This window comes from Legionella tucsonensis (genome assembly GCF_001468035.1).
In the GTDB taxonomy this organism is placed as follows: domain Bacteria; phylum Pseudomonadota; class Gammaproteobacteria; order Legionellales; family Legionellaceae; genus Legionella; species Legionella tucsonensis.
In genome coordinates, this window is sequence record NZ_LNZA01000001.1 from 2,755,485 (window position 1) to 2,776,985 (window position 21,501).

Consider the following 21,501-nt stretch of genomic DNA (forward strand, 5'->3'; position numbering starts at 1 on the left):
TTTATTTACCTCTGGGAATCAAGTACTATATCCACGACACAAACACGTTTTCCTGCAACCTCAGTGCGATAAGCCAAGATCAACCCATCATCTGTTTGTTTTTTGACTGTTACAAAGCACTCAAGAATATCACCCGGATAAACGAATTCACTCATTTTTATTTTGCGCAATTCACTCACTTTATAGTGTCCTAAATATCCTGACCGTCGAATAAATTCATATGCCAAATTTAACTTGCATTCCAATAATACTGTCAGGGGTAATACGGGTTTCTTAGGGAAATGATCCGCAAAATAAGGAGCCGCTCGTGATATTCTTTTTTCAGCGACTAAGCTGACTCCTGGCTGACTGGAGCGAACTCTATCAAAAGTCATGGGCACTATGGGCAATTCCAAACTCATAATCAGATCGTCGTTCAATCCTGGTGCACTTTCCTTGCTAATAACTGACCAATCCCCAGGACGATTAATTTCAGAAAATTGCTGCCTTACTTCATCCAAATCAATAAAATCAGCCATAGGTAATAAAGGCCCCAAAGCACCTTCAATACGAAAAACAAGCTCATTACCCACCTTTGCTTCGCTATGGTATTGCATTACTGAATCATCTAAACGATCAATAAATGACTCAAGCAATAAAGTCTCCCCTACATAAGCCGGTCGATGCATGGAAGCACTGGCGACGATACCTGCAACAGGTCTGCGGGTAAACCCCTGAAGCTCCATCACATTCCATGCGGTCAATTGTCCTAATGTTTCACCGATTAAAGAAGGGATAAAGCAGGGGCGTCCCTGTTCATCAACTGTGAGGAATGTATCATTTGAGGTAACATGTTTGACTCCCCGGATCAACCGCCCAGGAGATGACTCTACTATACGATCAACAAATAAGAATCTCATCAGTATTTATTATGTCCTTTTAACTTGATTTTAAAGTAACACCCAATTAAGCCTCAGCTCCAGCGGTTTGTTGCTCCTTGGTCGCAGCAACAACTAATTTACAAAACGTTTCAATGGTAAATAACATGGGTATTTCATTTACTTTCATATTTGGCTTGAATTGCTCTGCAGGAACTTCACATAAATAATTTTGCAAGGCAATCAAACCTTGTTCGGTGATAATACCCCCTTTCTCGAATTCATCTTCTGCCAAATCACCACGTGCATTTTTTTCCAATTGACCACGAGGAATTTTAATTTTGAACTCTTTTTCTAATTGGAAAACCAAATCAAGAAAATCAATAGATTCAGCGCCTAGATCTGCTATCAACCGACTGTTAAGAGATATTTCTTCTACATCAATTACTAACACATCAGCAACAATTTCCCTAACTTTAGGATAAACGTCTGCTACATTCATATTTTGTTCCTCAGAGATCAGCTAATTTAAAAAGCCTGGAATTATACCATAGATTTTTTTAAAGACACAAAATTAACCGTGATTAGATATTAACCGACCTGACTATACCCTGCATCAACAAATAAAGTATGCCCATTAATCATAGATGCCTCTGGCAAGCACAAGAGATAAACAGCATTGGCTACATCTTGTGTTGTCAAGGGTCTGTCAGCCAAAGAGTGGGCTTGATATTCATCAAGTAACTGCTCTCTATTAGGGAAATGCTTTAATGCATCAGTATCAACCACTCCAGCAGAAACTGTATTTACTGTAATCCCATCAACAGCCAACTCCAGACTCAACGAACGAACTAAAGCCTCAAGAGCGGCTTTAGATGCACCAATAAATGCGTAATTGGGAATCGCCCGAGATGCACCAAGGCTAGATAAGGCAATAATTCGACCACCCTTCGGCATTAATAAACGGGCTTCTGTAGCCAAATGATTTAATGCTAAAGCATTGGTTTCCAGACACCAACGCCAATGCTTGGTTGACATCTTAAGTGCCGGTTTTAAAACACCACTCGCAGCATTACTAATTAAAAAATCAAGGTGATTAAAATGTTCACGAAACTGAATTAACATTTCTTTTACAGACTGATGATCTGCTACATTAGCTTGTAAAGCAATTGCTTTACGGCCCATAGCATGGAGTTCTTCAACCAAAGCTTGGGCTTCATCAGAACTGTTGTAATAAACTATAGCAATATCACTTCCTGCTTGAGCTAACTTTAATGCAGTCGCCTTACCGATGCCTCGTGCACCGCCAGTAATTAATCCAACTTTACCCGAAAAAACCAAACTCATGGAATATTCCTCATCAACTTCAATTTATCTAAATGAATAAAAAATGCAACTGTTGATAAAACCAACTTAAGAAATCATAGTCCCTATATTGCCTGGATGAAAACGAAGCAGAACCCCTGAAATTTATTCCCAATAAAACCCGGGTCCGCCTCATTCCACCCAGGCCATGATTTCAAGATACCAAGTGCTTATACATTGATACCATTGGATAAGCAGTTACAATAGCTACATTTTCATTTTTATTCATCGATAAAGCAATGATTAGATCATTAAATTATTAAATATCTTGTTTCTAGAGAGCTAACTTTGTACTATCGGCACACGATTAAGATAAACATATATTAATGAATGAAGCATTCTTGGTTTAAAACTGTGTTTCCTATAGCCGCGATTTTTTCCTTTCGCATGCTCGGTTTGTTTTTACTCATACCTGTATTTAGTATTTATGCAGAAAACTTGCAGAATGCCTCTCCTGCTTTAGTGGGACTTGCTCTAGGAATTTATGGCCTTGCGCAAGGTCTTCTCCAAATGCCTTTTGGCATGCTTTCCGATAAAATAGGAAGAAAACCCATGATTACTGTGGGCTTGATTCTTTTTGCTTTTGGCAGCTTGTTGGGCGCCATAACTGATTCTATTTATGGAATGATTCTTGCAAGAACCTTACAAGGCACCGGTGCAATTGGTAGCGTTTTAATCGCTTTACTTGCTGATTTAACGCCTGACGAACATCGTACCAAAGCAATGGCTGTTATTGGTATGACCATAGGCACAACATTTAGCTTGGCCATGATCATTAGCCCATCCATTACCCATCATTTTGGTCTATCTGGTATTTTTTACCTTACTACTTTATTAGCGATTATAGGAATAGGATTGCTTCATTTAGTCATTCCTAAACCCGTAAATGAACCCTTTCATATTGATAGTGAAACTAATCCCGCTTTATTGAAACAAGTTATCTCTAATCTACAATTACAACGCCTGAATATGGGCATTTTTTGCCAGCATTTTATTCTCACAGCAACATTTTTTGCCATTCCCTACATTTTAAGAAAACAGGTGGAACAAGGGCATTTATCACAACAATGGCATTTTTATCTGCCCCTTATGCTCATTTCATTTATACTCATGATCCCGTTTATTGTGATTGCCGAAAGGAAAAAACACATGAAAAGTGTTTTTATTTTATCTGTATTCACTATGGTAATAGCACAATTATTATTAGCTTATAATTTTCAAAATTGGCTGAGTCTGTGCTTCCTTATGTTAATTTATTTTATTGCTTTTAACATTCTCGAAGCTGCATTACCCTCATTAGTATCCAAACAGGCAAATCCCAACAGTAAAGGAACTGCCATGGGCGTTTACTCAACCAGTCAATTTTTAGGCCTTTTTATTGGTGGAGCAATGTCAGGTGTTTTGTATCAATGGAGTGGCAGCAAGGGAATTTTTATTACTAATACTATCTTCAGTGCTTTATGGTTACTTATTTCTTTTTCAATGAAATCAAACGTTTCTATTGCAACACTTATTTTACCTTGTTCCTGGACTGGAAAAGAAGTAAATATCATCAATGAATTGTTACATGTTAAAGGAGTAATTGAAGTGGCATTCGCAGAAGATGAACGGGTAATTTATTTACGTGTGAACAGAGATCGCTATCTTGTAGGCAGCGCTGAAAAAATAATTCATAAGGGAAATCGATAATTAATAGAGTGTTTAAATGAAAATTTCTTTGGAACATCAAGCCACAGAACACAGTAAAATATTATTGGGAGGAATATGCAATTGTTTTATTTCTTGTCGGACAGCATGGACAAAGAACAACATCAATTAGTTGGTTAGTTTACTCTGTTCGCTCTATCACTCTATCTAAGGTAGGTTGGCGCGCTACACTTAGCGCCAAACCCACCTATTTGCCTCCCTATCCGTAAGTTGGCGCAATTAAGCTACTGACGGGCCAAGCGCACATTTTTACCTGCAAATGAAGTCTTTTCCGTAGAGCGATACGGATTGATATCCAAGCCACCTCGTCGTGTATAACGGCCGTATACAGTCAGTTTTTCGGGCTTACAATAGTTCATAATATCAACAAAAATGCGCTCAATACATTGCTCATGAAACTCATTATGATTTCGATAGGAAATAAGATACTTCAATAAACCTTCTCGATTAATTTTTTTCCCTTCATAGGTAATTTGTACGCTTCCCCAATCAGGTTGGCTTGTAACGAGACAATTTGATTTCAATAGATTGGAAAATAAGGTTTCTTCCACAATTTCATCACTTATAGAGAGGAATGAAGGCTCAACAAGATAAATAGAACACTCTATATCAAGCTCATCAAGCGATTCCCCTATTAAAGGCTTTTGTACAGCAAACTCAATGGTCTCTTCCAAAAGATGAATATGGACCCAAACTTCTGCACCAACGCATTTTTGTAAGTCTTTTTTAATTGTATTTTCTAATTCATTAACGTTTTGAATTCGTGTATTGTTGAATGAGTTAAAATAAAGTTTTAATGATTTTGACTCAATCAAGTTAGGTGAACTGCAGTCATAAAACAATTCAGCAATCGCAACCATAGGCTTGCCTTTAGCATTAAGCCAGGAAACCTCGTAGTGATTCCAGCAATCAAAGCCATAAAAAGGTAATTGCACTGGATCAACCCCAATTTCCTGTCGCTTTCCTGCCCTCGGAATAGGGTATAATCGATCTGGATTATAAGTTTCATCATATGCAGATTTTTTACCTAATTCGGATTGTTCCGCTTCGGATTGATATTTTTGTAATACTCGATCGTTCATTGTATTTAACTCCAATATTTCTATAATTTTTGCCGTGCTTTTCCAATTCACTTGTTGATTCATTTCCATTTGGGTGGAAATATAAGTGAGCAATGATGCTGCTTCATTAATTCGCATCGCTTTCTCGGTTAATTCACGTGCTTGTATGCCAATGGACGTCATCACATCGAAATGTGGATTTTCCATAATTTTCTTAATCATTGATAAAGAAAAACCCAAAAACTTTAAGGTGGTAATTTGTTGTAATCGTATTAAATCCGTTTCAGAATAAAGACGATAACCACTTATTGAGCGTTTTGTTGGTTTTAATAAGCAAATTTCATCATAATATTGTAATGACCTAATGGTTAATGAGGTCATTTGGCTAATTTCTTTAATTTGGTAATATTTCATTCAACTTTCTCCTGAAAGTTGATTCTAAACTATCACGTAACGTGAGAGTCAATAGCTGAAAGCAAAAAATACATTATAGGGATAACAAAAACCATGTCTAAAAATGATCTTAGTTGGTTAAAGTATATTACTGAAATTCAAGCAATCGCTCAAAATGGACTGAATTATTCAAATAATGAGTTTGATAAAGAACGTTATTTAAGACTTCGCGAGATTGCTTCTGCATTTATGGCGAATTATTCTGATACTCCACTCGCTGAGATAAAACAAATCTTTTCACTAGAAAAGGGATATGCTACTCCTAAAGTAGATGTCCGTGCATTTATTCTAAAAGATAATAAAATTTTATTGGTTAAAGAACGTTCCGATGCATTGTGGACCTTGCCTGGCGGTTGGGCAGAAACAAATGAGTCAGCATCAGAATCAGTGATTAGAGAAGCTAAGGAAGAAACTGGATTTGATGTTTCTGTAATCAGATTACTGGCATTATGGGATAAACAAAAACATGAGCATCCGCTACAGTGGCCACATACTTATAAATGCTTTTTTCATTGTGAAATTATGTCGGGAACAGCAAAAGAAAATTTAGAAATCTCTGAAATTGATTTTTTTGATTTAGCCAACTTACCAGCGCTCTCAACCCCTAGAGTGACACAAAAACAAATTATTCGTCTGCATGAACTTGTTTGCAGTTCCGATAAAACACTCTTTGATTGAGCATGTACTTGACTCAAACCTTATAACATAAATTAGCCTTATGACTAAGGAGGAAAAAGATGAAACAAAGTATGCAAAAAAGTTTAGTCGATTGACACAAGTTTGTGTAAGAACACTACATCACTACGACAAAAATTGGTTTGCTTAAAGCCAGTTTTACGTCTAAGCAATCATTATCGTTTGTACCTGATCCGAATCAATATCAAGCATATCAAACCAGAGGTCTTGTTTTTTCTATTTAGTAACACAATTAAAAGTTCATCTTTAACTCATCAGTGCAAGGGATATATAAATTAGGTATACTCTTTTCCTAACTTTCGCATACAGGAGATCTAAAATGGCACGTGGTATAAATAAAGTCATCCTAATTGGCAATGTGGGTGTTGACCCTGATGTCCGTTATTTACCTAATGGAAATGCAGTCACTACACTATCAATTGCCACGAGTGAAGCATGGAAAGATAAAGTAACAGGAGAAAAACAAGAGCGAACTGAATGGCATCGTGTAGTATGTTTTAACCGTTTAGGAGAGATAGCTGGTGAATACGTACGCAAAGGCTCTAAACTCTACATTGAAGGGAGTTTAAGAACCAGAAAATGGCAAGATCAACAAGGTCAAGATAAATATACTACTGAGATTGTAGCTAATGACATTCAAATGCTTGACAGTAAAGGAGCAGCATCATCAAGCTTTGATGAAATACCACAAGCCCAATTTACACAAAGCAACCAAAGTGCTGGAAAACAACAACCTGCGCAAGTACCTCAAGATGCTTTTGATCAATTGGATGATGATGTTCCATTTTAACTCCATCAGGACCTAAGCCATTATATTGTCTATTACCGCCCTTATATATAAGGGCGGATATAACTACTCGTTTATATCTTTTAAAATAACTGTAGCCTATTTGCAGTAAAGCTGACACCAGGAATACTATCTAAAAAAACTGACGCTGTATTTTCAATTAAATCCAGTTATCACTCTTTTTTTATAAATGATATATGACCTGTTCTTTCCAAATATGAATAAAGTACTTTATCAAAAGAGGAAGTATTTATTTGTTGACGCATTTGTTCCTTTATATCACTTTTAGTGATATTTAAACTTTGCAACACGTTCGTTTGAAGAATACCATTTTTTATAAGAAGATAGCGTTTACCCTTAAATAAGCTTTCAAATGTTAAAGATTTTCTAGTACATATAGCTAATATTTTATGCGTTACTATCAAGCCAGCTAAACCAATAATTGTAGAAAAAAAAGTAGTAGATCCATTTATTCCTCTACTAATTAATCCACCTGAAATCACAATAATTAATAAATCAAAAGAGTTGTTTAATTTAAACCTTCGATCACCAAATCGAATCAAAAGTGTACCTATTACTAATAACAATACAGCTCTAATAAATACATAAACTAAATTTTGATTTTCATTTATTAAATAAATATAGGAAGACATCCATTATCTCCATGATCATCCATAAAATTATTAAGATTTCTTTTAAATATTAATTTTACCAAGTTACCATATATGTATCAAAATGTGTTTCTTATAAAAAGAGCTTGAAAAGCTGGAGCAGATGAAGAAGTGCATGTCATCTTATTATAACCAAAATCAACAGAAAAACTGTAAGTATTAAGAGTGTTGAATGTGAATAAGCAACCATGAATTTAATTCGATAAAGCAAAAGAAAATTCGTATTCCATATTACTTTATTAAAATCGTAGTGAACCCACGGCAGACCCCAGGAATTATGTCAAAGTAAACCCGAGTTAGGTTGTACTTTAAACAGGTTACACGTTAACTTCTAAAAAAAAACCCGCAAATGCGGGTTATCAAATTGGAAGTAGCTAATTTATTCTTCAGCATCATCACTGGCAACAGGTCGATCTAATAACTCAACAATTGCCATAGGTGCATTATCACCATCTCTATAACCACACTTGATGATACGTATATATCCACCAGGACGCTCTACAAAACGTGGGCCTAAATCTTTAAATAATTTACCAACAGCTGATTTAGATCTTAATACATCGAACGCTTGACGACGTGTAGCAACGGAATCAACCTTTGAAACAGTAATTAAAGGTTCAATGTAACGTCGAAGATCTTTAGCTTTAGGCAAAGTAGTCTTAATCAACTCATGCTCAATTAAAGAACAACACATATTTGCAAACATAGCCTTTCTGTGGCTACTTGTACGGCTAAAACTTCTGCCTGAATTACGGTGACGCATAACCAAAACTCCTAAACTTTATTCGCCAAGATTTGCTGGCGGCCAATTCTCAAGTTTCATACCGAGCGATAAAGAACGTGAAGCTAAAACATCCTTAATCTCAGTTAAAGATTTTTTACCAAGATTAGGCGTTTTTAAGAGTTCATTTTCAGTTCTTTGTACTAAGTCGCCGATATAATGAATATTTTCTGCTTTTAAACAATTTGCAGATCGAACAGTTAACTCTAAATCATCAACAGAGCGTAATAGAATAGGATCAAAATCATTGCGTTCTTTATTATCAGATCGAGATTCTTCAAATTTCATATCAACAAAAGCATGAAGTTGTCTTTGAAGAATGCTAGCAGAGATCCGTATTGATTCTTCAGCATCAATAGTTCCGTTAGTCTCTAACTCAATAGTTAATTTATCGAGGTCAGTACGGTTTTCTACACGAGCACTATCAACATAGTAAGCCACTTTCTTAACTGGAGAGAAACTATTATCAATTTTAAGTTTCCCAACAGATTTTCTTTCTATTTCATCATCGAAATGTCTAATAAATGAATCAGTAGTGTGGAAACCAATTCCTCGCTCAACTTTCAAAGTCATATTTAATTTGCCTTTTTCATTCAAATTAGCAATGACCAGCCCAGGATTAATTACTTCTAATCCATGAGTCAGCTGAATGTCTCCAGCAGTAACTTGACAAGGACCTTGTTTGCTCAATGTTACTGTGGCTTCTTCGCCAACTGTCATTTTAATTGCAACTAGCTTCAGGTTCAGTAATATGTCAACAACATCTTCCTGTACGCCTTCAATTGTACTGTATTCATGCAGAACACCATCAATCGAAGCTTCTGTAATTACACTTCCAGGCATTGATGATAACAATATACGTCTCAAAGCATTGCCGAGAGTATGACCAAAGCCACGCTCCAAAGGCTCCAAAACTATTCTAGCTTTATAGGGCGATTCTGCCTGGACCTTAAGAACATTAGGTGTCAACATTTCATTGATTTCAGTATACATTCAGCTATTTCTCCGAGCTTACTTAGAGTAAAGTTCTACAACTAAGTTTACGTTGTAGTCTGAAGATAAGTCAGTTAACGTTGGTGCTGTAGAAAATGTCCCTTTGCAAGAAGAAGTATCTACAGTAATCCAATCACATGGAGTTCTTTGTTCTGACAAAGCTAAAGCTGCTTGGATACGACCTTGGCTTCGTGCTCTTTGACGAACAGATATAACATCTCCAGGTTTTACTAGTAAAGATGGAACGTTAACTATTTTATCATTAACAAGTATGGCCTTGTGTGTAACAAGTTGTCGTGCTTCAGCACGTGTACTTGCAAAACCCATACGGTACACGACATTATCCAAACGTCTTTCAAGTAAAGACATCAGATTTTCGCCTGTAGAACCTTTCATACGAGCAGCCATTTTATAGTAGCCACGGAATTGCTTTTCAAGAACACCATACAATCTTCTAATTTTTTGTTTCTCTCTGAGCTGAATTCCATAACCATTCAGGCGTGGTTTTTTATCACCATGTTGTCCAGGTAACTTTTCAGATTTACACTTGGACTTATGATCACGGACACCACTTTTAAGTAATAAATCACAACCTTCACGACGTGATAGCTTACATTTTGGACCAAGATATCTAGCCATTAATTACTCCTGAGTCTTATACACGACGTTTTTTAGGAGGTTTACACCCATTATGAGGTATACCTGTAACATCGGTAATTTCAACAATTTTAAAATCCTGTGATATTAATTCACGAATAGTGGACTCTCTTCCAGGCCCGGGACCATGAACAAATACAGCCACAGATTTCATACCGTATTCTTTCGCAACAGCAGCAGCACGCTCAGTAGCAACCTGTGCAGCATAAGGAGTACTTTTTCTTGACCCTCTAAATCCTGAACCACCAGATGTTGCCCAGCATAGTGCATTACCTTGCCTATCAGTAAAGGTAACTATAGTATTATTAAAAGATGCATGAACGTGCACAATACCATCTGATACGACACGTTTTGCCTTTTTGCGTACTTTTTGTTGTTTTGACTTTGTTATTGCCATCTTACATTCCTACATGAAAAATCAAACGGTAGTGCCTTTTCTGCGACCTTTTCGTGTACGAGCATTAGTTTTCGTACGTTGTCCTCGCAATGGCAATCCTCTTCTGTGTCTTAGACCACGATAACATCCCAGATCCATAAGGCGCTTAATGTTCATTGTCACAACACGACGCAAATCACCTTCCACTGTTATTTTTGTAATTTCTGTTCTCAAAGACTCAAGTTGAGCATCGGTTAGTTCTGATACCTTTGTTGAAGGTTCAATACCAACTGTTGAACATAATTTCAAGGATGTAGGTTTACCAATACCATATATTGCTGTTAAAGCAATCACAATGTGTTTGTGATCAGGTATATTTACTCCTGCAATACGAGCCATTAACTTCTCCGAACGTTATTTTGTTCTGTCGAAAGGGACAGAAGAATACTATTTTTATAAAATTAAATCAAGCGGATATTAACCCTGCTTTTGCTTATGTCTGGCATCTTTACAAATTACCCGTATAGTGCCACTTCGTTTAATAATCTTGCAATTGCGACAAATTCGCTTTACAGATGCTCTTACTTTCATTCCTAACTCCGATAAAGATCATAAAAGACCAGGTAATTTAGTACCTTTAAAATTAGCCTTTTTCATTAAAGAATCATATTGCTGAGTCATTAAGTGAGCTTGTACCTGAGCTACAAAATCCATAATAACAACAACGATAATCAGCAATGACGTTCCTCCGAAATAAAAAGGGACATGCCATGTATACATCAAAATCTGAGGCAAAAGACATACCAAAACCAAATAAATCGCGCCAACTAATGTTAAGCGAGTCATTACACCATCAATATATTTAGTTGTTTGTTCACCTGGTCTAATTCCAGGGATATATGCACCAGATTTTTTTAAATTATCAGCAGTATCTTTGGGGTTAAACACCAAAGCTGCGTAAAAAAACGCAAAAAATATTATAGCAACAGCATACACGATTAAATACAAAGGTTGTCCAGGAGATAGAGCCATTCCAACATCAGCCAACCATCCCAAACCCTTAGTATGTGAGAAAAATTGAGCTAAAGTTGCAGGCAATAATATGATGCTGGATGCAAAAATAGGTGGTATTACTCCAGACATATTGATCTTCAAAGGTAAATGACTCGTTTGCGCAGCATATACCTTTCTACCTTGCGTTCTTTGCGCATAATTAACTCTTATACGTCTTTGTGCACGCTCCATAAATACTACAAATCCTGTTACAACCACTACAACAACAGCAATAATAACTAGGGTTAATGCTTGCATTTGCCCTTCTTTAACCTGTTGAAGAACTGATGCTATAGCAGAGGGCATACTTGATACAATTCCTGAAAAGATTATTAAGGAGATACCGTTACCGACACCCTTTTCAGTAATTTGTTCACCCAACCACATTAAAAACATAGTTCCCGTAACCAAGGTAACCACTGCAGTAAAGTAGAATGAGAAGTCAGCTTGCAGTGCAATCTGTTGTCCGGCTAACCAACGCGCCATTCCTAAAGACTGAAATATCGAAAGTACCAAGGTCAGGTATCGAGTGTATTGATTTATTTTTCTACGTCCAGATTCACCTTCTTTTTTTAGTTGTTCAAGTTTAGGAGAAACAACAGTAAAAAGTTGAAGAATAATAGATGCAGAAATATAAGGCATAATACCAATTGCAAAAACAGTCACCCGTGATAATGCGCCTCCAGAAAACATATTGAATAAGCCAAAAATTGTATTCTGCTGCTCATTAAAAAAGTTAGCTAATCGTGCAGGATCCAAACCAGGAACTGGTATATGAGCTCCCAAGCGATAAACTAAAATTCCAAGAACAACAAAAAGTAATCTTGATTTCAATTCAGCCAATCCTCCACGTGATTGGCTTGCATTATGCTTTTGGTTTTTCATAGTCACTCTTCTATGCTGCCGCCTAAACCCTCAATGGCTAAACGAGCTCCTTTAGTGACCCTTAAACCTTTTAGCTTGATGGCAGTAGTTAATTCACCGGACAAAATAACTTTTACATCACTAATTGAATTGCTAATTAGACCTGCTTCACGTAATGTGTTTAGATCAATTACGTCAGCAGATAACTTTGCAAGCTCACTAAGGCATATTTGATCTACAGTTCTACCAACTCGTGACTTAAAACCCATTTTAGGTAGACGTCTTTGAATAGGCATTTGACCGCCTTCAAAATTAATTTTATGAAAGCCACCAGCACGAGCTTTTTGCCCCTTATGACCTTTACCACTTGTTTTACCTAGCCCGGATCCTATACCACGTCCTAATCGTTTTTTGGGACGTTTTGAACCAGGATCTGGTGATAGTGAATTTAAATTCATTATACACTCTCCTCAACCAGCAATAGATACTCAACTTTATTAATAAGGCCACGAATTGCTGGGGTATCATTATGAGATACGCTCGAATTAGTTTTACCTAAACCTAATTGCTTTACGATAGAAATGTGCTTTGGCTTTCTGCCTATAATGCTTTTAACCAAAGTTATTTTAATTTTCTTTTCCATAATTAGCCCGCCATAACTTCTTCAACAGTTTTACTACGCTTGGCAGCAACATAATCTGGGGTTCCAATATTAGTTAAAGCAGCGATTGTAGCTCTTACAATATTGCTAGGATTGGTAGAACCAATACTTTTAGCTAATATATTTTGCACGCCCAATACTTCCAAGACGGCTCTCATTGCGCCACCAGCAATAATTCCAGTACCTTCACTTGCAGGCTTCATAAAAACCTTTGAAGCACCGTAATTCCAAGTGATTTCGTGAAATATAGTTGATCCAGAAAGTGGAATATAAACCATATTTTTCTTAGCTTGCTCCATTGCTTTTTGAATAGCAATTGGAACTTCTCTCGCTTTACCTCTACCAAAGCCAACTTTGCCCTTGCCGTCACCAACAACAACAAGTACTGCGAAGCCAAAAACACGGCCTCCCTTAACAACTTTAGCTGTACGATTAACTGATACAAGCTTCTCTTGGTAGCCATCTGATTTAGTTGATGATTCATCGAATGCCATAATCGTTCCTTAAAAATCTAATCCAGCTTCGCGCGCACCTTCTGCAAGTGCTTTCACTCGGCCATGATATTTATAACCAGCACGATCAAATGCAACTTGAGTAATGCCACGCTCGCTTGCACGCTTCCCAAGAAGTTTACCAACTAGGTTAGCTTGTTCTACTTTACATTTACCGGTCAGGCTTGTACGCAATTCTTTATCATTAGTTGAACATGACACCAATACTATATCACCAAGCTTATCTGCTTCGATGATTTGTGAGTAAATGTGCAAACCACTTCTATAAACGACTAGTCTTGCTCTGCCTGATTTACGAATCAGTGCTTTTGCTTTTAATCCACGTCGAGCACGTGTGTTGTGTTTATTCATGACTTAAACCTTATTTCTTTTTCGCTTCTTTACGAGCAATATACTCGCCAGCAAGTTTAACACCTTTACCCTTATAGGGCTCTGGTGGTCTAAATGCTCTTATTTCAGAAGCAACTTGACCCAAAATTTGTTTATCAACTCCTTTCAGCAATATAACAGTATTGCTTGGAGTTTCAACTAAAACATCTTTAGGCAAGTGGTATTCTATAGGATGAGAAAAACCTAATGATAATGTAATCGACTTATCTTTAGATTGTGCTCTATAACCTACACCAACCAGTTCCAAGGTAACAACAAAACCTTCCGTCACACCCTTAACCATATTGCTTACTAATGCACGAGCTGTTCCAGCGTGAGCCCAAGCCTTAGGATCATTTTTTGCCGGCGCAAACTCAACATGATTAGATTCTTTGTTTTTAGTTACTTTAACTAACCTATTAATTTTTTGGGTTAGTGTTCCTTTAGGCCCTTTAACAGTAATTTCACCATCACCTATTGTTATTTCAACATTTTCAGGTTGAACTACCGGGGCTTTTGCTACTCTAGACATATTATTCCTCGCAAGTATTAAGCCACTTCACAAATGACTTCGCCACCAACGCCTTTCATCTTTGCAGATATATGAGTCATTATACCTTGTGATGTAGACAAAATAGCTACGCCAAAACCAGGAACAGATGTCAAATCTCTATAAGACTTATAGACTCGCAATCCAGGCCTGCTAATTCTCTTAATCAATTCAATAACGGGTCGGCCATGATAATATTTCAGCTTAATCGTCATTAATTTAAGATTATTATCTAGTGATTCTACAAAGAAGTTTTCAATATATCCTTCTTCCTTTAAGACACGAGCAATTTCTTCTTTCAATTTAGAAGAAGTTAAAGTTATTTGCTGATGCTTTGCTTGTTGACCATTTCTAATTCGGGTCAGCATATCAGCAACTGGATCATGCATACTCACAATCGTTCTCCAATTAAAAAATTACCAGCTGGATTTTCTTCCGCCAGGTATATTACCAACCATTAGTTGTTGTCTTAAGCAAATTCTACAAAGTGCAAACTTACGATAAACCCCATGTGGGCGACCACATTGCTGACATCGTGTTTTAAAACGAACAGGATTTGAATTAACAGGCAATTTAGCTAACTTTAACTGACTATCCATAATTACCTGAAAATCATCAGATGATTTAATCAATTTTTTCAATTCGTTTCTGCGTTTACTGTACTTATTTACTAGTTTGCTACGCTTTAACTCTCTAATAAGCATTGATTTTTTAGCCACAATTTCACCCTTATTTTTTATCTCTATCTTTTAATGGAAGGTTAAAGGCTTCTAATAAAGCTTTAGCTTCTTCATTTGTTTTAGCACTTGTAGTTATGCAAATATCTAAACCACGAATACCATCTGTTTTATCGTAATCAATTTCAGGAAATACGATTTGCTCATGTATTCCCATACTGTAATTACCAGTTCCATCAAAAGACTTAGGATTTAAACCACGAAAATCTCTTACGCGCGGTAACGTTACGGAAATTAATCTGTCTAAAAACTCATACATACGTTGACGTCTTAGTGTTACTTTACAGCCTATTGGCCATCCTTCCCTAATTTTAAAACCAGCAATAGATTTTCTTGCTTTAGTAACAACAGGTTTTTGTCCCGCAATTAAAGTCATGTCTTCAACTGCATGATTCATTACCTTTTTATCACCAACAGCTTCGCCAACACCCATATTTAAGGTGACTTTAAGCAGCTTTGGAACTTCCATAACGCTGGAATATTTGAACCGTTTCATCATCATAGGGATGATTTCTTTTTTATAAAATTCATTAAGTCTTGCCATTTCAATCACCTAATTAAACACGGTCAATTATTTCATTGTCAGATTTAAAGTATCTAACTTTCTTACTTATCCCGTTACTATCAATAAATTTAAACCCTACTTTATCTGCTTTCTTTGTGTTGGGATTATAATGAGCAACGTTAGAAACATGTACTGGCGCTTCAAGGGTAATTATACCACCCTTATTTTCTGGCTTTTGTGGATTAGGCTTAACATGTTTTTTGATTAAGTTTCCGCCTTCAACAACAACACCATTTTCAGTCACACGCAAAACCTTACCTCTATGACCTTTACTTTTGCCGGCAATTATAACTACATCATCGCCTTTCTTAATACGTTTCATATCTAAATCCTTCTCACAAAACTTCTGCAGCCAGAGATATTATTTTCATAAATCTCTCTCGTAGCTCGCGAGTAACAGGGCCAAATATACGAGTACCAATTGGCTCGTTTTGGTTATTTAACAGTACTGCAGCGTTACCGTCGAAACGAATCAAAGAGCCGTCGTCTCTACGAACGCCTTGTGCTGTACGAACAACTACTGCTTTCATCACAGCACCCTTTTTTACTTTACTTCTGGGTATTGCATCTTTAATACTTACTTTGATTACATCACCTACACGTGCATATCTACGATGTGAACCGCCAAGCACTTTAATACACATAACCTTACGTGCTCCGCTATTGTCAGCCACTTCGAGCACCGTCTGCATTTGGATCATTTTTTACTCCAGCTCTGATTTCGACCAGAAAAAGGTTGCTGATTATATCAGTCCTTTTAGGGTTTTAAAAGTAAATCAACATGATTGATTAAGAAATTACTTCGACTAATACCCAGCTTTTTGTTTTAGAGAGTGGTCTTGACTCACGGATTTTTACTATGTTACCAATTTTACATACTTGATTTTCATCATGAGCATGTAACTTTGATCTACGTTTCATAATTTTTCCATACTTTGGATGTTTAACAGAACGCTCAATCATCACAACTATAGTTTTATCCATTTTGTCACTAACTACTTTTCCAACCATTGTTCTGGCATTTGATTCACTATTAGACATGTCACTTACCTGCCTTTTCAGTCAACATTGTTTTTACTCTTGCCACTGACTTACGCACCATGGTGATGAGATGTGTTTTATCTAGTGAGCCACTTGCTTTCTTCATTCGTAAATTCAATTGTTCTTTACGCAATGAAAGCAATTCATTTTGCAGTTCTTCTACTGATAAACCGCGTAATTCATCAATTTTTTTCATTACATTACCTTCCTTTCTTCAAATATAACTTTGAAAGGTAGTTTTGCTTTAGCCAGATCAAAAGCTTCCATAGCAAGCTCTCTGGATACACCTTCCATTTCAAATAAAACCTTGCCTGGTTGTATTTGAGCAACCCAATATTCAACACTACCTTTACCTTTACCTTGTCTTACTTCTAAAGGCTTTTGTGTAATAGGTTTATCTGGGAACACTCTAATCCAAATTTTACCGCCACGTTTAATATGACGTGTCATTGCTCTTCGTGCTGCTTCAATTTGTCTTGCAGTTAAACGTCCACGCTCAAGAGCTTTCAAACCAAATTCACCAAAGCTAATGTTACTGCCGCGTAGAGCTAAACCTCTGTTACGGCCTTTCATCTGTTTTCGGTATTTTGTACGTTTAGGTTGTAACATGATTCTTAATCCTCACTCACTGGGCAACGTCAGATGATCTTTTCTTTTGCGGGAGAACTTCACCCTTGAAGATCCAGACTTTTACACCAATAATACCGTAGGTAGTTTTAGACTCCGCCGTGCCATAATCAATATCTGCTCTAAAAGTATGTAAAGGTACACGACCTTCTCTATACCATTCACTACGAGCAATTTCAGCACCACCTAGTCTACCACTAACACAAATTTTAATTCCTTTAGCTCCTGCTTTAAGAGCTGAGGTTACTGCACGTTTCATAGCACGTCGAAACATAACGCGCTGTTCCAACTGCTGCGCAATCCCTTCAGCAACAAGTGTTGCATCAAGTTCAGGTTTTTTAATTTCTTCAATATTAAGATGAACAGGCACACCTAATTTATTAGAAATTTCATTACGTAGCGTTTCAATACCACCGCCTTTTTTACCGATAATCACACCAGGCCGAGCAGTTTGTATTGTAACAACAGCATTATTAGCAGGACGCTCAATAAGAACCTTGCTTACTGCAGCTGCCATAAGCTTCTTTTTCAGTTCAGTACGTAATTTGATATCTTGAATTAGAAATTCAGCGTATTTTTTACCTGCGAACCATTTAGAGTTCCAATCCTTAATAATACCAAGACGTATACCTATAGGGTTAACTTTTTGTCCCATTACTATTCCTCGTCAGACACTTTTATCGTGATATGGCAGGTACGTTTGCAAATTCTATTTGCACGTCCTTTAGCTCTGGGACTAATACGCTTTAATGTCATTGCTTCGTCAACGCAGACCATACCTACTTTTAAATCATCAATATCTGCGCCATTATTATTTTCAGCATTTGCAATTGCTGATTCTAACAATTTAAGCATTAATTGAGCACCTTTTTTTGGTGTAAACTTGAGGACATCAAGCGCACCAGATACATTCATATTTCGTATCATATCTGCCACCAATCTGCCCTTCTGAGCGGATAAGGGAGCACCTTTTAACTTTGCTGTAACTTCCATCATATCCTCTTATTTGCCTTTAGCCTTTCTGTCACCAGAGTGGCCTTTGAATGTACGAGTCATGGCAAACTCACCTAATTTATGACCAACCATATTATCTGTTATATAGACAGGAACATGGTCTTTGCCGTTATGCACAGCAATTGTTAAGTCAATCATTTCAGGAACGATCGTTGATCTTCTTGACCAAGTTTTGATTGGTTTTTTAGATTTTGATTCAATTGCAGCTTCTACTTTGGCAATCAAATGATGGTCAACAAAAGGACCTTTTCTTATAGAACGAGACACTTGATATCCTCTCAATAATTATTTCTTCTTACGTCTTCTGACAATAAAATTATCAGTACGCTTATTACTTCTGGTTTTATAACCTTTAGTAGGAACACCCCACGGTGACACTGGATGACGTCCACCAGAGGTACGGCCTTCACCACCACCATGTGGGTGATCAACCGGGTTCATAGCTACCCCACGAACAGTTGGTCGAATACCTCTCCAGCGTTTTGCTCCAGCTTTTCCTAATGCACGTAAACTATGTTCACTATTACTGACTTCACCAATCACCGCTCTACAAAGAACATGAATTTTACGCATTTCACCAGAACGAAGTCTTAATGTTGCATAAATACCTTCTTTAGCAACAATTTGTCCGCTTGCTCCAGCACTTCGTAATACCTGGGCACCTTTTCCTGGCTTCATTTCAACACAATGAATTGTAGTACCAACAGGAATATTTTTTAATGGAAGACAGTTACCAATACTGATTGATGAATCAGCACCACTTATAACTGTGTCACCAACATTCAAATTAGCTGGTGCAATAATATATCTTCTTTCACCATCTTTATAAACAATTAATGCAATCAGTGCAGTACGATTTGGATCATACTCGATGCGCTCAACACGTGCTTCAATTCCATCTTTATTACGTTTAAAATCAATGATGCGATATTGATTACGCTGACCGCCACCGATATGTCTTACAGTAATTCTACCTTGGTTATTACGTCCGCCAGTTTTTTTCAGTTTTTCAACTAAAGCCGCATGCGGCTTCCCTTTATGAATATGGTGGTGAACCACGCGTAATTCGCCACGCTTTCCTGGCGATGTAGGTTTAGATTTTAATAGTGCCATCTTAATCTGCCTTATTCGGTAGCTGTAAAGTCAATATCTTGATCAGCATGAAGAGTTACAAATGCTTTTTTCCAATCACTACGTTTTCCGCTTGTTTGTTTAAAACGCTTTGTTTTTCCCTTCACGTTGATAACAGATACATTTTTAACTTTAACGTTAAATATATTCTCTACCGCCATTTTTATTTCATTTTTAGTTGCAGTTTTCAATACCTTGAAAGTGAACTGTTTCAGCTTATCAGCTATGACAGTAGCTTTTTCAGAAGTATGTGGTTCACGTAAAACCATCAACAATCTTTCAGCGTTCATTGTAACTGTTCCTCAATTTTTTTAATTGCAGCTTCTGTAACAACAACTTTTTCAAATCTGAGTAAAGAAACAGGATCTATAGTTGTGACGTCGCAGATATCATAATCAATTAAGTTTCTTGAACCAAAATATTCATTCTCACCAACTTCACTCATCACGATAAGTGCGTTATTAATATTGAGTTGGCTCATTTTATTAACAAAATCTTTGGTTTTTTTGCTTTCACATTGGAAATCACTAACAACAACCAAGTTTCCAGTGCGACAAAGCTCGGAGATTATACTACGTAATGCACGTTTGTACATTTTTTTATTAATTTTTTGTGAATAATCTCTTTTTTTAGATGCAAAGGTTACCCCACCGCTTCTCCATAATGGACTTCTAATGGTACCAGCTCGAGCACGTCCAGTACCTTTTTGATTCCACGGTTTTTTACCACCGCCGCGTACTTCGGAGCGAGTTTTTTGAGCGCTATTACCACTGCGCGCATTGTTCATATATGTTATCACAGCTTGATGGATTAAGCCCTCGTTATAACCATATGCAAATACTTCTTGGTCAAGTATTAATTTTGAATTTGTATCTATAGTAGTAATTTCCATCACTCACCTCGCACTTGCTTTTTAACTGCAGGCTTAATCTCAACTTGTGAGCCAGGAGCACCAGGTATTGCACCCTTGATAAGAAGTAAATTTCTTTCTGCATCTACGCGCACTAGTTCAAGGCTTTGAACGGTACAACGAACATTACCTAAATGACCAGCCATTTTCTTACCTTTGAACACACGTCCTGGAGTTTGGTTTTGACCAATAGAGCCAGGTACACGATGCGATCTGGAATTACCATGAGTAGCATCTTGTGTTCTAAAATTATATCTCTTGACTGTGCCAGCAAAACCTTTACCTTTAGTGATTCCAGCAACATCAACAAACTGTCCCACAGCAAAAACATCCGATACTGTGATTACCTGACCTGCTTTAAATGCATCTTCTGAATCAACTAAAAATTCTACAGACATATCACCTGCTTCAATTTCAGCTTTTGCAAAGTGGCCTGTCAAAGGTTTGTTAACTTTGCTTGCTTTTTTTGTACCGCCTGTTAATTGAACAGCGGTGTAACCATCAGTTTCTTTAGTTTTAACCTGGGAAACTCTATTAGGGTGAACTTCAACAACAGAAACAGGAACTGAAACTCCATCTGCCGTGAAAACCCGCGTCATACCGACTTTACGGCCTAATAAACCGATCATCATTCTAACACCTCTTTAATATCCTTCACCCTAACATTTAGTCATCAAGGCTAATCTGAACATCAACCCCAGCAGCCAGATCCAACTTCATCAATGCATCTACTGTTTTTTCAGTTGGATGAACGATAACGACCAAGCGTTTATGAGTACGTAATTCATATTGATCTCGAGCATCTTTATTAACATGCGGTGAAGTCAATACAGTAAATTTCTCCTTACGGACAGGCAACGGTATTGGTCCACGCACTTGCGCACCAGTTCGTTTTGCTGTCTCTACAATTTCACGAGTTGACAAATCAATCAACCGATGATCAAAGGATTTTAATCTTATTTTAATGTTTTGATTGTTACTCATTCTAATTACTCAATAATTTTAGCGACAACACCGGCGCCAACAGTACGGCCACCTTCCCGAATTGCGAAACGCAAACCTT

At 37.0% G+C, this 21,501-nt stretch carries 37 protein-coding genes and 1 pseudogene; 3 read left to right on the forward strand and 35 right to left on the reverse strand.

Annotated elements, in window-relative coordinates:
• Window positions 1-5: 5 nt before the first annotated feature.
• The 3 genes from Ltuc_RS12200 to fabL form a co-directional block, all read right to left on the reverse strand.
• Complete coding sequence (locus Ltuc_RS12200; protein ID WP_133138305.1) at window positions 6-899, reverse strand: ApeI family dehydratase; 894 nt, start codon at window positions 897-899, stop codon at window positions 6-8.
• A 46-nt stretch (window positions 900-945) separates the two neighbouring features.
• Window positions 946-1,359, reverse strand: a complete 414-nt coding sequence (locus tag Ltuc_RS12205; protein ID WP_058521522.1) for an acyl carrier protein — start codon at window positions 1,357-1,359, stop codon at window positions 946-948.
• Window positions 1,360-1,448: 89 nt separating this feature from the next.
• On the reverse strand, window positions 1,449-2,204 hold the full coding sequence (gene fabL, locus Ltuc_RS12210) for an enoyl-[acyl-carrier-protein] reductase FabL (RefSeq protein WP_058521523.1): 756 nt from the start codon (window positions 2,202-2,204) through the stop codon (window positions 1,449-1,451).
• Window positions 2,205-2,552: 348 nt separating this feature from the next.
• On the opposite strand from fabL, the gene Ltuc_RS12215 reads away from it, so the two are divergent.
• The gene (locus Ltuc_RS12215) at window positions 2,553-3,911 is read left to right on the forward strand and encodes an MFS transporter (RefSeq protein ID WP_058521524.1); all 1,359 of its coding nucleotides are present in this window, start codon (window positions 2,553-2,555) and stop codon (window positions 3,909-3,911) included.
• 242 nt (window positions 3,912-4,153) lie between these two features.
• Here Ltuc_RS12215 and queF read toward each other — a convergent pair whose 3' ends face one another.
• Window positions 4,154-5,011, reverse strand: a complete 858-nt coding sequence (gene queF / locus Ltuc_RS12220) for an NADPH-dependent 7-cyano-7-deazaguanine reductase QueF (protein WP_058521679.1) — start codon at window positions 5,009-5,011, stop codon at window positions 4,154-4,156.
• A 240-nt stretch (window positions 5,012-5,251) separates the two neighbouring features.
• A pseudogene (locus Ltuc_RS15810) lies at window positions 5,252-5,404 on the reverse strand (MerR family DNA-binding transcriptional regulator); the annotation flags it as partial.
• Window positions 5,405-5,497: 93 nt separating this feature from the next.
• Between Ltuc_RS15810 and Ltuc_RS12225 the strand changes: the two are divergent.
• Both Ltuc_RS12225 and ssb read left to right on the forward strand, forming a co-directional pair.
• Complete coding sequence (locus tag Ltuc_RS12225; RefSeq protein WP_058521525.1) at window positions 5,498-6,121, forward strand: NUDIX hydrolase; 624 nt, start codon at window positions 5,498-5,500, stop codon at window positions 6,119-6,121.
• A gap of 337 nt (window positions 6,122-6,458) precedes the next feature.
• Window positions 6,459-6,929, forward strand: coding sequence for a single-stranded DNA-binding protein (gene ssb / locus Ltuc_RS12230; protein WP_058521526.1), 471 nt, complete (start codon window positions 6,459-6,461; stop codon window positions 6,927-6,929).
• Between the two features lie 170 nt (window positions 6,930-7,099).
• Here the strand turns inward: ssb and Ltuc_RS12235 are convergent, their stop codons facing one another.
• From Ltuc_RS12235 to Ltuc_RS15115, 30 genes are all read right to left on the reverse strand, one after another.
• Window positions 7,100-7,579, reverse strand: a complete 480-nt coding sequence (locus tag Ltuc_RS12235) for a DUF421 domain-containing protein (protein ID WP_058521527.1) — start codon at window positions 7,577-7,579, stop codon at window positions 7,100-7,102.
• 397 nt (window positions 7,580-7,976) lie between these two features.
• Window positions 7,977-8,360: a 50S ribosomal protein L17 gene (gene rplQ, locus Ltuc_RS12240; protein ID WP_058521528.1), complete on the reverse strand. Its 384-nt coding sequence runs from the start codon at window positions 8,358-8,360 to the stop codon at window positions 7,977-7,979.
• A gap of 18 nt (window positions 8,361-8,378) precedes the next feature.
• Entirely contained in the window at window positions 8,379-9,371 is a 993-nt protein-coding gene (locus Ltuc_RS12245) for a DNA-directed RNA polymerase subunit alpha (protein WP_058521529.1), read from the reverse strand.
• 18 nt (window positions 9,372-9,389) lie between these two features.
• The gene (gene rpsD / locus Ltuc_RS12250) at window positions 9,390-10,010 is read right to left on the reverse strand and encodes a 30S ribosomal protein S4 (RefSeq protein ID WP_058521530.1); all 621 of its coding nucleotides are present in this window, start codon (window positions 10,008-10,010) and stop codon (window positions 9,390-9,392) included.
• Window positions 10,011-10,026: 16 nt separating this feature from the next.
• The gene (rpsK, locus tag Ltuc_RS12255; protein WP_003633055.1) at window positions 10,027-10,425 is read right to left on the reverse strand and encodes a 30S ribosomal protein S11; all 399 of its coding nucleotides are present in this window, start codon (window positions 10,423-10,425) and stop codon (window positions 10,027-10,029) included.
• A 21-nt stretch (window positions 10,426-10,446) separates the two neighbouring features.
• Window positions 10,447-10,803: a 30S ribosomal protein S13 gene (gene rpsM, locus Ltuc_RS12260; RefSeq protein WP_058521531.1), complete on the reverse strand. Its 357-nt coding sequence runs from the start codon at window positions 10,801-10,803 to the stop codon at window positions 10,447-10,449.
• Between the two features lie 78 nt (window positions 10,804-10,881).
• Window positions 10,882-10,995, reverse strand: a complete 114-nt coding sequence (gene rpmJ / locus Ltuc_RS15110) for a 50S ribosomal protein L36 (RefSeq protein ID WP_010946099.1) — start codon at window positions 10,993-10,995, stop codon at window positions 10,882-10,884.
• A gap of 18 nt (window positions 10,996-11,013) precedes the next feature.
• Window positions 11,014-12,342 (reverse strand): preprotein translocase subunit SecY, encoded by a 1,329-nt coding sequence (gene secY / locus Ltuc_RS12265; protein WP_058521532.1) that lies wholly within the window; start codon window positions 12,340-12,342, stop codon window positions 11,014-11,016.
• A 2-nt stretch (window positions 12,343-12,344) separates the two neighbouring features.
• Entirely contained in the window at window positions 12,345-12,779 is a 435-nt protein-coding gene (gene rplO / locus Ltuc_RS12270; protein WP_058521533.1) for a 50S ribosomal protein L15, read from the reverse strand.
• Window positions 12,779-12,964 carry a 50S ribosomal protein L30 gene (rpmD, locus tag Ltuc_RS12275; protein ID WP_058521534.1) on the reverse strand — a complete coding sequence of 62 codons (186 nt, stop codon included), beginning with the start codon at window positions 12,962-12,964 and terminating at the stop codon, window positions 12,779-12,781. The genes rplO and rpmD overlap by 1 nt, the downstream gene beginning before the upstream one ends.
• Before the next feature lie 2 nt (window positions 12,965-12,966).
• Window positions 12,967-13,476: a 30S ribosomal protein S5 gene (rpsE, locus tag Ltuc_RS12280; protein WP_058521535.1), complete on the reverse strand. Its 510-nt coding sequence runs from the start codon at window positions 13,474-13,476 to the stop codon at window positions 12,967-12,969.
• Between the two features lie 9 nt (window positions 13,477-13,485).
• Window positions 13,486-13,845 carry a 50S ribosomal protein L18 gene (gene rplR, locus Ltuc_RS12285; protein WP_058521536.1) on the reverse strand — a complete coding sequence of 120 codons (360 nt, stop codon included), beginning with the start codon at window positions 13,843-13,845 and terminating at the stop codon, window positions 13,486-13,488.
• Between the two features lie 10 nt (window positions 13,846-13,855).
• On the reverse strand, window positions 13,856-14,395 hold the full coding sequence (rplF, locus tag Ltuc_RS12290) for a 50S ribosomal protein L6 (RefSeq protein WP_058521537.1): 540 nt from the start codon (window positions 14,393-14,395) through the stop codon (window positions 13,856-13,858).
• 17 nt (window positions 14,396-14,412) lie between these two features.
• The gene (gene rpsH / locus Ltuc_RS12295) at window positions 14,413-14,802 is read right to left on the reverse strand and encodes a 30S ribosomal protein S8 (RefSeq protein ID WP_202972337.1); all 390 of its coding nucleotides are present in this window, start codon (window positions 14,800-14,802) and stop codon (window positions 14,413-14,415) included.
• 27 nt (window positions 14,803-14,829) lie between these two features.
• Complete coding sequence (gene rpsN / locus Ltuc_RS12300; RefSeq protein WP_058521539.1) at window positions 14,830-15,132, reverse strand: 30S ribosomal protein S14; 303 nt, start codon at window positions 15,130-15,132, stop codon at window positions 14,830-14,832.
• 10 nt (window positions 15,133-15,142) lie between these two features.
• On the reverse strand, window positions 15,143-15,694 hold the full coding sequence (rplE, locus tag Ltuc_RS12305) for a 50S ribosomal protein L5 (RefSeq protein WP_058521540.1): 552 nt from the start codon (window positions 15,692-15,694) through the stop codon (window positions 15,143-15,145).
• 13 nt (window positions 15,695-15,707) lie between these two features.
• On the reverse strand, window positions 15,708-16,037 hold the full coding sequence (gene rplX / locus Ltuc_RS12310) for a 50S ribosomal protein L24 (RefSeq protein ID WP_058521541.1): 330 nt from the start codon (window positions 16,035-16,037) through the stop codon (window positions 15,708-15,710).
• Window positions 16,038-16,050: 13 nt separating this feature from the next.
• Window positions 16,051-16,416, reverse strand: coding sequence for a 50S ribosomal protein L14 (gene rplN, locus Ltuc_RS12315; RefSeq protein ID WP_006872243.1), 366 nt, complete (start codon window positions 16,414-16,416; stop codon window positions 16,051-16,053).
• A gap of 88 nt (window positions 16,417-16,504) precedes the next feature.
• Window positions 16,505-16,756, reverse strand: coding sequence for a 30S ribosomal protein S17 (gene rpsQ, locus Ltuc_RS12320; protein ID WP_019233369.1), 252 nt, complete (start codon window positions 16,754-16,756; stop codon window positions 16,505-16,507).
• A 1-nt stretch (window position 16,757) separates the two neighbouring features.
• Window positions 16,758-16,952, reverse strand: a complete 195-nt coding sequence (gene rpmC / locus Ltuc_RS12325; protein WP_019233368.1) for a 50S ribosomal protein L29 — start codon at window positions 16,950-16,952, stop codon at window positions 16,758-16,760.
• Window positions 16,952-17,365, reverse strand: a complete 414-nt coding sequence (rplP, locus tag Ltuc_RS12330) for a 50S ribosomal protein L16 (RefSeq protein WP_003633085.1) — start codon at window positions 17,363-17,365, stop codon at window positions 16,952-16,954. Before rplP ends, rpmC begins: the two co-directional genes overlap by 1 nt.
• 16 nt (window positions 17,366-17,381) lie before the next feature.
• Window positions 17,382-18,038 carry a 30S ribosomal protein S3 gene (rpsC, locus tag Ltuc_RS12335; RefSeq protein WP_058521542.1) on the reverse strand — a complete coding sequence of 219 codons (657 nt, stop codon included), beginning with the start codon at window positions 18,036-18,038 and terminating at the stop codon, window positions 17,382-17,384.
• A gap of 2 nt (window positions 18,039-18,040) precedes the next feature.
• Window positions 18,041-18,376 (reverse strand): 50S ribosomal protein L22, encoded by a 336-nt coding sequence (rplV, locus tag Ltuc_RS12340; protein WP_010654827.1) that lies wholly within the window; start codon window positions 18,374-18,376, stop codon window positions 18,041-18,043.
• 9 nt (window positions 18,377-18,385) lie between these two features.
• Complete coding sequence (gene rpsS, locus Ltuc_RS12345) at window positions 18,386-18,664, reverse strand: 30S ribosomal protein S19 (protein ID WP_058521543.1); 279 nt, start codon at window positions 18,662-18,664, stop codon at window positions 18,386-18,388.
• Between the two features lie 18 nt (window positions 18,665-18,682).
• On the reverse strand, window positions 18,683-19,510 hold the full coding sequence (gene rplB / locus Ltuc_RS12350; protein WP_058521544.1) for a 50S ribosomal protein L2: 828 nt from the start codon (window positions 19,508-19,510) through the stop codon (window positions 18,683-18,685).
• 11 nt (window positions 19,511-19,521) lie between these two features.
• Window positions 19,522-19,818 (reverse strand): 50S ribosomal protein L23, encoded by a 297-nt coding sequence (gene rplW, locus Ltuc_RS12355; RefSeq protein WP_019233364.1) that lies wholly within the window; start codon window positions 19,816-19,818, stop codon window positions 19,522-19,524.
• Window positions 19,815-20,420, reverse strand: a complete 606-nt coding sequence (gene rplD, locus Ltuc_RS12360) for a 50S ribosomal protein L4 (protein ID WP_058521545.1) — start codon at window positions 20,418-20,420, stop codon at window positions 19,815-19,817. Before rplD ends, rplW begins: the two co-directional genes overlap by 4 nt.
• Window positions 20,420-21,070, reverse strand: a complete 651-nt coding sequence (gene rplC / locus Ltuc_RS12365) for a 50S ribosomal protein L3 (RefSeq protein ID WP_058521546.1) — start codon at window positions 21,068-21,070, stop codon at window positions 20,420-20,422. Before rplC ends, rplD begins: the two co-directional genes overlap by 1 nt.
• 34 nt (window positions 21,071-21,104) lie before the next feature.
• Window positions 21,105-21,422: a 30S ribosomal protein S10 gene (rpsJ, locus tag Ltuc_RS12370; protein WP_019233361.1), complete on the reverse strand. Its 318-nt coding sequence runs from the start codon at window positions 21,420-21,422 to the stop codon at window positions 21,105-21,107.
• 5 nt (window positions 21,423-21,427) lie between these two features.
• The coding region (locus tag Ltuc_RS15115) for an EF-Tu C-terminal domain-related protein (RefSeq protein WP_202814033.1) at window positions 21,428-21,501 on the reverse strand (74 nt) is incomplete at its 5' end.